This is a genomic window from Roseofilum reptotaenium CS-1145 (assembly GCF_028330985.1).
Classification (GTDB): Bacteria; Cyanobacteriota; Cyanobacteriia; order Cyanobacteriales; family Desertifilaceae; genus Roseofilum; species Roseofilum reptotaenium.
Genome location: NZ_JAQMUE010000097.1, coordinates 1 through 11,395 on the forward strand (window position 1 = coordinate 1; position 11,395 = coordinate 11,395).

General features: G+C 46.0%; 6 protein-coding genes. 3 read left to right on the plus strand and 3 right to left on the minus strand.

Annotation, left to right across the window (positions count from 1 at the left end; all coding sequences use genetic code 11):
* Positions 1–275 precede the first annotated feature (275 nt).
* Complete coding sequence (locus PN466_RS21600) at positions 276–1,112, plus strand: PP2C family serine/threonine-protein phosphatase (protein WP_271943812.1); 837 nt, start codon at positions 276–278, stop codon at positions 1,110–1,112.
* A 45-nt stretch (positions 1,113–1,157) separates the two neighbouring features.
* Complete coding sequence (locus PN466_RS21605) at positions 1,158–3,560, plus strand: protein kinase domain-containing protein (RefSeq protein WP_271943815.1); 2,403 nt, start codon at positions 1,158–1,160, stop codon at positions 3,558–3,560.
* 110 nt (positions 3,561–3,670) lie between these two features.
* Here the strand turns inward: PN466_RS21605 and PN466_RS21610 are convergent, their stop codons facing one another.
* The gene (locus PN466_RS21610; protein ID WP_271943818.1) at positions 3,671–7,246 is read right to left on the minus strand and encodes a Yip1 family protein; all 3,576 of its coding nucleotides are present in this window, start codon (positions 7,244–7,246) and stop codon (positions 3,671–3,673) included.
* Between the two features lie 39 nt (positions 7,247–7,285).
* Between PN466_RS21610 and PN466_RS21615 the strand changes: the two genes are divergently transcribed.
* The gene (locus PN466_RS21615) at positions 7,286–8,305 is read left to right on the plus strand and encodes an Hpt domain-containing protein (protein ID WP_271943820.1); all 1,020 of its coding nucleotides are present in this window, start codon (positions 7,286–7,288) and stop codon (positions 8,303–8,305) included.
* A gap of 89 nt (positions 8,306–8,394) precedes the next feature.
* On the opposite strand, the gene argS is transcribed toward PN466_RS21615, so the two are convergent.
* Together argS and nadC are read right to left on the minus strand one after the other, a co-directional pair.
* Entirely contained in the window at positions 8,395–10,152 is a 1,758-nt protein-coding gene (argS, locus tag PN466_RS21620; protein ID WP_271943823.1) for an arginine--tRNA ligase, read from the minus strand.
* Positions 10,153–10,182: 30 nt separating this feature from the next.
* The gene (gene nadC, locus PN466_RS21625; RefSeq protein WP_271943826.1) at positions 10,183–11,046 is read right to left on the minus strand and encodes a carboxylating nicotinate-nucleotide diphosphorylase; all 864 of its coding nucleotides are present in this window, start codon (positions 11,044–11,046) and stop codon (positions 10,183–10,185) included.
* Between the last annotated feature and the right edge of the window lie 349 nt (positions 11,047–11,395).

Below are 11,395 nucleotides of genomic sequence, written 5' to 3' on the forward strand. Positions count from 1 at the left end.
GAACATTTACATTTTTGGTGGTCTCTACCCGACCACTTTACCTCTTTTAGCGTTCGCCAGCTTTCAGTTGATCTTTTCAGCAAAATACCACCGAAAAAGGTCGCCATAGCGACCTTTGAGCTACCTTGTCACCCCTTGAGCTCTTTTATACTCCAGTTTTAGGGAGAGCGCGATCGCAGTGCAAACCGCTATAACTCATTATTTAGTTATTGCTTCCCTGCCTTGAGAGTGACAGAATTAGGGGTAACTATCCAAAACTGAACCAAGCGATGACCATGAGTACCCTTTCTGGAGATCTGCAAACCCCCATTCCCCACGATCCTGACCATATCTTATCCCCTTTGAATGGGTGGCAAGCGATCGCCAGTTCGGTTTTAGGAACGAGTCATCAAAAGCGAGGACAACCCTGCCAAGATGCCCATGCTTGGGATATTCTAGGGCCAGGACTGGTGGTGGCAGCCGTGGCAGATGGGGCAGGTTCGGCATCGTTGTCGGATGTGGGAGCGCAAGTGGCGACGAGAACTGCGGTAGAGCAGATTAAGCGCCAATGGGATCGATTAGCGGCAGAACAGTCAGAAGTCTGTTGGGAAGCTCTGCTGGGAGAGGTTTTGGAACATGCCCAAAATGCGATCGCCGCTGAAAGCTTAACCCGTGATGTAGAGGTGCGTCAGTTAGCAACTACTTTGTTAATTTTGGTTGCCAGTTCCCAGGAGGTGGCTGTAGCACAGATAGGAGATGGAGCTGTGGTGATTGGCGATCGTCAAGGCCATATTACTGCACTGACCCAGCCGGAAAACGGAGAATATGCGAATGAAACCACATTTTTAATTTCTCCCAACGCCTTAGAAAGCGCCCAAATTAAGGTTTGGGAAGGAGAAATTGCCCATTTTGCCCTCTTCTCGGATGGTCTACAACGATTAGCCTTAAAATTACCAGAAGGTACGCCCCATGCTCCGTTCTTTACTCCTCTGTTTCGGTTTGTCGATCAAATGGAGGATTCTCAAGCAGCCGAGAGTGAACTTCAGGGTTTTCTCTCTCATCCGCGTATTACGGAACGGACAGATGACGACCTGACTATGGTTTTAGGTAGCCTGAAGTCAATTAATAATTAACCATTAATGATTGATTATTTTTCCTTTTCTTAAGATAAACGGATTATGAAGCTTCAACGCCAATCAAATCAACAATGGATAGATTTACAAGCGGCCACAGAATTAGGGGTTGGTGGTGAAGCTAAAGTCTACGGAATCAGCGAAGATCAGACCCTGGTGGCCAAGGTTTATCATAAACTCAAACCGGAATATGGTCTCAAGTTAACGGCCATGTTAGAAAATCCGCCCAATAATCCCACGGCGAACCAAAATCATCTTTCTTTCGCTTGGCCAGAAGACTTGCTATTCAATCAGAAGCAACAGGTGGTGGGATTTCTGATGCCGCGCATTAGTGAAATGCGACCCATTATTGATTTATATAATCCCAAAACTCGACGCACCCAATGGCCTTGGTTTGAATATTCCCGTTTACATCGAACCGCGAGAAATTTGGCGGGCGCTCTGAAGAGTTTGCACGAGCGGGGTTATGTGATTGGAGATATCAATGAATCGAATATTTTGGTCACGGAAACGACCCTAATTACGCTGGTGGATATGGACTCCATTCAGGTAAAACATCCAGAAACGAAAGAAGTTTATCGCTGTCCAGTCGGGAAGCCAGAATTTACGCCTCCAGAGTTACAAGGTCAAGCATTTGGCAATTTAGACCGGACTCCAGAACAAGATTGTTTTGGATTAGCAGTGTTGATTTTTCAGTTATTGATGGAGGGAACCCATCCCTTTGCCGGGGTGTATAAATTACCAGGAGATCCCCCGGCGATCGCCCAACGCATTGCTCAGGGTTATTTTCCCCATGGCAGGCGATCGGTTCCCTTAACCCCCATGCCCGTATCTCCCCCATTTACTCTGTTACATCCCAAACTGCAAGTGTTGTTTCGGCGCTGCTTTGAGGAGGGGTTTGATAATCCCCATGTGCGACCGGATGCCAAGGTATGGCAGTTGGCGCTCCAGGATGCAGAACGGGATTTAATTACCTGTAGTAAAAACGATCAGCATCGCTATGGCAGTCATTTGGATCGCTGTCCTTGGTGCGATCGCACTCAACGATTAAAGGGTCGCGATCCTTTTCCCTCTCAAGGCGCGGTACAGCGAGGACTGCACCTCAAACCGGTAAACCGCAAGAAGATTCCCATTCAACCAGCACCTTCCCATCATTGGGGATATAATCGGGTCTCTAATGCGCCTTCAACAGCTCCAGGATGGTCTAATTTTACGCCACTCCCTCCCTCCACGTCCGGTTATCCTCAGAATACAGGAGGAGGTACAATTCCGGTGATGCAAGCCTCTTGGCGGGATCAACGGCGACCTTCTTTGCATCCTCTATTGGCAGGAGTTTTTGTCTTAAGTTTAGCGGTAGCCGGGGTTTGGTATGGGAATCAAACCCGGATCGGCGAAATGGGGTTTCGCGCCCCCCAGAAACTGGAACTCAAGCAAGGAAATCTGCATATTCATCGTCTACATACCATTGATTCACAGAAAGAACCCATTACCGCGATCGCCATTAGTCCCAATGGTCAAGTTTTAGCAAGTAATGGTATGGAAGGTACGGTTAGACTGTGGGAATTACCGAGTGGAAATCCAACCCAAACCCTGGAAGCTCATCAGGATCAGCGCGGTTCCTATGCCGTCAGTGAAATCGCCCTCAGTCCAGATGGCAAACTCTTAGCTAGTGCCAGTCGTAGCGATAATGGCTTGAAGCTGTGGGATCTTACGAATAACCAACAATGGCAAATTAAACCTGAGGAAGGATTGCAAGGAGTAGTGACCTTGGCAATTAGTAGTCAATATAATATTTTAGCCACAGGCAGCCGCGATCGCACGGTCAAATTATGGGACTTATATAATGGCTTTCGCCGCTTAACCTTTGCCTGGGAAACCGGATGGGTAAACCGTTTAGCCCTCAGTCCCGATCAGAAAACCTTAATTGCCGGTACAGATACAGGCAATCTCTATCAAGTGAATTTGGTAAATCTTCAGGATAAGATGTTGCCAAGAGTTACTCACTCCGCTGTGGGAGCCTTAGTCTTTATGCCCGATAATCAACGGTTTATTGTCGGCCAAAGTAGCCAAATATTCATCCGTGACTTAGCTTCAGGAACTGTACAACTGACTCTACTGCATCCGGGAGAAGTCAGAGCCTTAGCAGTGAGTCCCGATGGTAAGATTTTAGCCAGTGGTGGCGGCGATCGCACCATTCAAATCTGGAACCTAGAAACCCAAGAAGTTATAGGCTTACTCCGAGATCATCAGGGTGAAGTCCTATCCCTTGCCTTTAGTCCCAAAGGCGATCTTTTAGTCAGTGGCGGAGCAGATGGCAACATTAAGCTCTGGGAAGTCAGTTCAATTAATAATATAAAATCTGGAAAAAGAATCATAGAGATGAGTGAACTACTCTCAAGAGCTGTAGCCCTCCAAAGAGGATGGGATGATCTACGAACTCTAGAATAACTGTTTGCAAAGGTCTCCACACCTCAGCGACTCCGAAGAGCAACAACAAGGGAAAAAGTTCGCACAGAGTCGCTGAGGTCACAAGAGATCCTCCGGTAGAAAAGGGATGATTATCCCAAGCCAAAATCTGTGGGGGCAACTGGTTCAATATCCGGATCAAAGCCTCCTACTTGATTTGTGCGTAGCATCCAACAGACTGCTCCTTGATCCAAAAATGTTTTCGTTACCACATCATGGGCGAGTTTCGGTAATAAAGAACGCCAACTGGCTAACGTGCTATAAATCATTTTTGCCGGTTGCTCGATCGCAAATTGTCCCAGCGTTGCATCATCCGATTGCCAATCTTCCCGTACAATCCTTAAAGGTGCCAATTGTTGCCTTAAGTGTGGCCCCAATTCAACGAGCTGCTCAAACCGTTGGGTTTGCTCGTGATTGGGATTCGCTTCTAACCACCGTTGAATTTCTGGATTAGCCTGAAATTGCTCCACTGTCCGTTCAATCGCCCGATATAAGGCTTGGGAAGAATCTTGAACGCAGGAATTAATCGGCGTGACAAACGTGGTACCTGTACCATCCCCGATACGGTAACGAGCCGCCATAATGTCTAATTCAAGGATGATATTGTCAAGAACCGAAAAGCGTAGACCATCAAAATTATAGTCATCTGTTAACGGACTAAACTTAATCAACGTATCCCCAATCGGACGACATCCCATCCATCCCCATTGGCGATCGCCACTATAGCGTTCCCAAGACAAAGAACCGGCAATGATGCCATCAGTATTATGGGTATAGATTTGCCGATATTCAATCTCAAATTTCAGCGAACCTGTAAATGGATCTTCGACTACATGGGCAATTCCATAGGAAAAATGACCGAAGAAAATCCCCATTGGTGCAAATTCCGCCTTTTGGCCGCCAATGCCACCATACATATGAATGAGTAAGAGGCGATCGCCCGCGTAAATACCGCGATTGTTTAAACTAGCTTGATTGGGGTCATTCACTAATAGCACTTTGGAAATCGTACCTTTTTTCGCTGCTAAATTAGCCCAACAGTCTCGGTCAATATAGCGTTGGGTATCCCGTTTCCCTTCAATCATCTGATCCGGAGTCACCCCAAACAAACTCGCTGGAGCAAGGGAGAGAACCACAAATTCTCCCTGCTCGTTTTTCATTCCTGTAATTCGCCATCCCTGGGGATTCACCGGAGACTGTTCAAGCTGATAATTAGTAGAAGGAAATACCCCATTGCTATCGGCCACCACAGAAGGAATATATACCGGTTCCTCTACCCCATCAAAGTGTCTGGACTGAGGATTATAATGGCGCACCTGGAAGCGATCATCTCCTAAAGGGCCCAAAATGGTGACTAATCCTTGGAAGCGACCGGAGATTTGTACTGGTTCCCGACGAATCACCAAGGTCGGTCGTAATCCCACCTCTTCTAGGACAATCACAGGCCCTGCTAACTTCACCAGCACATCATTTACCGGTCTGGCACCAGCCAAAGATTCCAAAGGAGTAACGGCTAACCAATGATTTAGGCGATCGGGATGCACATTTCCCTCTTGTTTACTCACCTGCACCTGATCGACAAAATGCACATCTTTAGTAACTTCTTGTATCAAGGCAGTATCGGCCGGATCGTCACTCCAGCGCAAATTGATCACCTGACCCACTAAATATTGATATCGCTCATCCGTATGGTGAACTTCAAACAAAACCCCACGCAGACGCTGACGTTGATTCGATTTTGGCAGTAGTAACCGTCCCATCCAAGTCCCTACCGGTTTATACAATCTTGGATTAATCGTTTGCTCAATTGGGTAATAGAACGGATAACTTTCTGGTTGATTAAACAAAACACTGCGATAGCGCTGATAGTTACTGATCGCTAGTTCGTGGGGATTAACGCCCATTGTCCAATCTTCCAAGAGGATACCGGTCATTAAATCCACCGTTTGATCCATGTAACTACGCCCATCTGGTAGGAACGTATAATCATCTAACGGCCCAGTTGGCCCATCATGACCTACAGGCCCCAGATTAATTAAGCTAATTTTGCCGCGACGTTTAGCCTGATTCCAGTTGGAGTTCACCTTAATGGGCCAGCGTCCAGGAAAGCAAAGTGGCCCTAAGCGTTCAACGCTATCATTTTCACCCACTAGATGATAGAGGTGTTCAACATCCATCGCTCCTGTATTCCCACTGATCACGCCAGCGAGGGAAATTACTTCGATGGGTGCTCCTGTCGCTCGATAGAGATAGGAGACAGAAGCCATAGACATCTGTCCGCCACCGCTATAGCCAATTAATGTAATTGGGGTTTGGCTCTCCACTTGGTAGCCAAAATTAATGAGACTCTCGAATAGAACTTGAGCTAGGCCTTGGTTTTGAATCGGGCCATAACGAGGATCGGCTGCCACAGCAACCGCAATCATATTACGGATATTGATAATAAAGCCAATCGGATGATCCGGTGCTTTCAGTTTGATCGAATCAATAATGCGCCACAAGAAAGCTAAGGGTCGGTCTTCAGTTAAGGGACGATTGGTTACTGAATAGGGAATAATTCCTTTGACGATCAGAATATTGTCAGGAACGGCATCCGCTAGACGATTAAGCAGCAGTTCTACATCGGGTAAGTATTCGTGGCTTCCTTGGGAAATCCCATCTAAGTAGATGACGTAGCGGGAAATTTGGGTAGAACTGGAGGCTTGACGAACCGGTTCACCTGGATAGCTCAAGTCTTCATCTCCATACCATCCAGCCCACCATCCCAGGCTTTCTACTGGAGTAAGGACAATGGCAAACAGGAGCGCGAGTGAGCTAATCAAGCTCAGATCTACAATCAGATCGAGGGTTTTAGTTAAGGATGCATACCAATTTCCTAAGCCTTGATAGGATGACGGGGAAAAGAGGAAAGCAAGGATCATGCCGATCAAGACGGCAATGACGATTTTGACAGAGCCAGGAAGGGAAGAACGTCCAGTTTGGGCTTGCGCTTTTTCTTTGACCCAAGCGGGTTTTTGCCGACTTTGATTTCCTTGATATCCAGCATTCACCTGTTCTTCAAGTTCTGCTTTACTGAAAACCAGTTGGGTTCCAGCGACAGTATTCATCAGCCAATGTCCCAAGGCTGTAATGGGCCGACCAATGGTACGCTGGCACAGTTGTAGAAATACCCATCCTAAAGCAGCACAGCTAAAGGCTGCCCAGGTGTCGAGTTGGGTTAATACTTCAAAGCTGACAATGACAGCTAAGAAACTCCAAATGGAGAGAATAACCCCTATTGGTACACCCAGATAAGGGATGGCCACGAGGAAGCCCAGCATTTGAGGAGCGTAGCTGAGTCCAATAATGCGGGCAACATCCCCAAATTGGGTGTTGAGGTTAAATAAGATATTTCCGACAAACCAGACACTTAGGGCCCAGAATCCATAGGCGATCGCAAATAAAATGGCGGCACAGGTTAAACTAAACCCAAAGCGAATGGGTTTAACTTGATTAATATACAGAACAATCGATTGACCGATCGCCTGAGCCATCCCCGCTGCTAAAACCACAATCAGGGCAACACTGCCCCCTAACAGTAAGGTGTTGATCAGTTCAAAGGCTTCAGGGTTGAGGGTTAATGCATTACTAACGAGATGCCAAAATTGATCGAGGGCAGTATCAGTCATGGGTTCTTAGGGGGGCAAACGATTGCATCCTGAATAGTTTTGGCTCGATTGTACACTGACTTGGTAACATGGAAATACCATATTGGACGACTTCAGACTGATTCGACTGTTTTGGGGGCGATCGCGATGACGGATAATTCGCAAATTATTGGTTATTTTCTCGAAGAAGCTAAAGAGCATCTCGATACCATTGAACAAGGACTGTTAGGCCTTCAGGCCGCGATGAAAGACCAAGAAAGTCTCAATGAGTTATTCCGAGCCGCTCACTCGGTTAAGGGGGGAGCTGCGATGTTAGGATTTACCAGTATTCAGAAAACTTCCCATCGCCTTGAAGATAGTTTTAAGATTCTGAAAGAAAATCCTCAAATTCCAGTAGATCACAAACTGGAAAATTTGTTTCTCAGTGGCTTTGATGTCCTACGAGACTTACTCGAACGAGTTCAAGGGCCTTTTGGACTTCGGGATGATGAAGCCAAAACGATTCTAGATGAAGCTGAACCTCGATTTGTTCAACTCCAAGCTCATCTAGAAAGTCTCAACAGTGGAGGTCCAGGTATTGCCGAAGAAGTGGCTCCTCCCCCTGCCAAGAAATCCCCTACTCCTGCTCCTGCACCAGTATCCAACAGTTCCGATTTCCCGCACCAAGTGACCCGCGTTTTGCGAGAAATGTTGCAAGTCTTTAAGCAGCCAACCACCCCCACCAACCGCCAACAGTTAGAGGAAATTTGTGCTGGACTTTTCAATTTAGATGAACAGTCTGCGGAATGGATGAGTTTGGTGGAAACAGCTCAAACTGCAATTGGTAATCCTAAAGCCTCCTATGAGGTTTTAGCACCTTTGGTGATTAAGGAACTCAAAATAGCAGCCGAGTTAATTAATGCGGGACGCACTCAAGAGGTCAAACCTTCTAGCGAGTTAGCGAATTTGGCTGAATCTGCGATCGCTAAACGAGTAGCGATTCGTCTAGAACCTCAAGCAGTCGCTCAAGTTTTGAGAGCTTCATTTAATCAAAAGCAGTTGCAACAGTTAGTGGCAGCTTTGAAGAAAGGCGCTGCTTGAACAATACAGCGCTTCGCGCGGTAATTGGGTAATAGGTAATGGAAGAACTCTTAAAAGCCTCCATTCCTAACACCTGCCATTTCATCGCTCTACATCCGCTCTAGTACCGATATCCCTAACAAGGATAATCCTAACTTGAGCGTCTTGGCAGTTAAGTTGGCTAAAACCAAGCGCGAAGTCTTGTGAGGTTCTTCAGCTTTCAAAACTGGACATTGATCGTAAAACTGATTGAACTTTTGACTGACTTCAAACAAGTAACTGCACAGGCGATTCGGCAGTAAATCTTGCTCGACTTGTGCAATCATATCATTCATTTTCAGCAAGAATCTGGCTAAGGTAAGTTCTGCCGTTTCCGTCAATTTTACCGTCGCTTCTTGGGGCAAGTGTTCTAAATCAATACCCCCTTGACGACTAATCCCTTGTACTCGTACATAGGCGTAAAGCAGATAGGGGGCAGTGTTACCTTTAAGCGATAACATTTTGTCATAGCTAAAGCGGTAATTACTGGTGCGATTTTGACTGAGATCGGCATATTTTACCGAACTCAATCCTATGACTTGAGCGACATTTTGCTTGAATTCTTCTGTTTCGGTGCGCTCTTCTGCGATTAGTCTTTTGTCTAAATCTTGATGCGCTCTGCGAATGGCTTCGTCTAATAAATCCCGTAATCTAACCGTTTCTCCTTCACGAGTTTTGTATTTTTTACCGTCTTTATTTTGCACTAATCCAAAGGGAACATGAATCACTTCTACGTCATCTGGTAGCCAACCCGCACGTTGCGCGACTTGGAAAACCTGGGCAAAATGATTGGCTTGCCCCACATCCGTTACATAAATGAGGCGATCGCCCCCGTCTTGTTTAATCCGATACTGTAGCGCAGCTAAATCTGTGGTGGCATAGTTATAGCCCCCATCTGATTTTTTCACAATCAATGGGAGCGGATCGCCGTCTTGATTGGTAAATCCGTCTAGAAAAACACAACTTGCGCCCTCATTTTCTTCCAGTAATCCCAACTCTTCTAAATCTTTAACCACATCAGGGAGCAAGTCATTGTAAAAGGATTCTCCCCGTTCCGTAAGCTGAATATCCAGCCAATCATAAATAACCTGAAATTCTTGCCGAGATTGCTCACACAATAATTTCCAAGCTTTATAGCTCTGTTCATCCTTACTTTGTAGTTTCACAACTGCTTGGCGTGAGGTCTCTTTAAACACTTCGTCTTCGTCAAAACGTTTTTTGGCTTGTTTATAAAAGGCTACTAAATCGCCTAACTCTAAAGCATTAGCAGTAATTAGTGCTTCTGGATAAGCTTCTTGAAGATACGTGATTAACATCCCAAATTGAGTTCCCCAATCACCTACATGATTGAGGCGCACAACTTTGTGACCCCGAAATTCTAAAATCCGAGCAATAGAATCCCCAATAATTGTAGAGCGTAAATGTCCGACATGCATTTCTTTAGCAATATTCGGACTGGAGAAATCCACAATCACGGTTTGTGGTTCAGCAATAGAAGCCATTCCTAGGCGAGGATCGGATTGCAGTTGAGCCACTTGCTGCTCTAAGTAACTGGGTTTCAGCCTAAGATTTATAAATCCTTGTTTGGCAATTTCGGGAGTTTCATAGGCTTCTCCCAAGTCCAGATGATTGATTAGGGTTTGGGCAATATCTTGGGGTTTTTGTTTAAGTTTTTTGGCTAGGGAGAGACCTAAATTACACTGGTAATCTCCAAATTGAGGATCGCTGGCAATAAAGACGAGAGGATCGGTATGGGCAAAATCATCCCCAAATGCAGCAACGAGGGCGGTGGAAAATTGGGTTCTGAGGCTATCTAAGGTTGAGTTCATAGTCGTAATGGTGGATGGCAAGTGATGACCTTACCCTAATTTCATACTTAAGTCTAGCCAGGGCGATCGCGTAATAGGAGCACTGCTGGAAATATAGTCTACTCCGGTTTTGGCGATCGCTCGAATAGTATCTAGAGTGACATTGCCAGAGGCTTCAATTTTGACGCGATCGGAAGCTTGGCGGATGATTTTCACAGCTTCTGTCATCTGTTCAAGACCCATATTATCAAGCATGATGATATCGGCTTGGTGTTGAAGGGCTTCTTGGACTTGTTCAAGGGTTTCGGTTTCAACCTCTATGGTAAGAGGGTAAGGCATCTGTTGACGAATTTGGGCGATCGCCTCTCCAATTCCCCCCGCTACAGCGATATGGTTATCTTTGATCATCACAGCATCATCAAGTCCCATGCGATGATTCACTGCTCCCCCAACTTGAGAGGCATATTTTTCTAAGATTCTTAAGCCGGGTGTTGTTTTACGAGTATCTACAAATTGAGTGGGTAAGTTAGCAATCTGCTCTACATACTCACGGGTGGCTGTGGCAATACCACTCAGCCGCATTGCCAAGTTTAGGGCGACTCGTTCCCCCATTAGCAAAGCTGCTAATGATCCGTTGAGTTCGGCGATCACTTGTCCTGGACTACAGGATTCTCCCTCTGAGAGTAGAGGTATCAGACGAGTATTGGTATCTAGGAGTTGGAAAACTCGATTGGCGATCGGTAAGCCTGCCACTGTACCCGTTGCTTTTGCCGTCCAGCGACCCTCAATAACATGATGGGACTGAAGACTTAATCCTTGGGTTGTGCGATCGCCCCGACCAATATCCTCTATCAACCAATCTTTTAACCAACCATCCAAAGCAATCTCAACAGGCATCAATACAGTTGAACTCATAACTAACTCCCTATCCTCACTACAAATCACCAGTTTTGGCCAAAATCCCAAAAACCTCAAATCTTGTCAAGTCTTACCCTGCATAGGCTGTAGCGTTTGGGGTCAAAAGGATTTGAAGTTTTTTCAAAAAAGGGGTTGACAAGCCCTAGGAGGATTGGTTATATTCGTATTTGTGCTTGAGAGGGCAGCAGCGCAGAGCTGACTCCCTACTGAAGCCGCCGAACCTAGAAAATTCTATAGTTTGAAAGCCTAAGCTAAATGAGTTAGACCCTCGTTAGTTAATCAACTGAAGCCAGACTCCTTCGGGAGAAAAGCTAAAGTTAATCAAGATGATAAGGGAAAGAAGCGA

What these genes read in the sequence shown, in the direction of transcription:
- PN466_RS21600 (WP_271943812.1), top strand. Translation starts at nt 276, where the DNA reads ATGAGTACCCTTTCTGGAGATCTGCAAACCCCCATTCCCCACGATCCT.
- PN466_RS21605 (WP_271943815.1), top strand. Translation starts at nt 1,158, where the DNA reads ATGAAGCTTCAACGCCAATCAAATCAACAATGGATAGATTTACAAGCG.
- PN466_RS21610 (WP_271943818.1), bottom strand. Translation starts at nt 7,246, where the DNA reads ATGACTGATACTGCCCTCGATCAATTTTGGCATCTCGTTAGTAATGCA.
- argS (WP_271943823.1), bottom strand. Translation starts at nt 10,152, where the DNA reads ATGAACTCAACCTTAGATAGCCTCAGAACCCAATTTTCCACCGCCCTC.
- nadC (WP_271943826.1), bottom strand. Translation starts at nt 11,046, where the DNA reads ATGAGTTCAACTGTATTGATGCCTGTTGAGATTGCTTTGGATGGTTGG.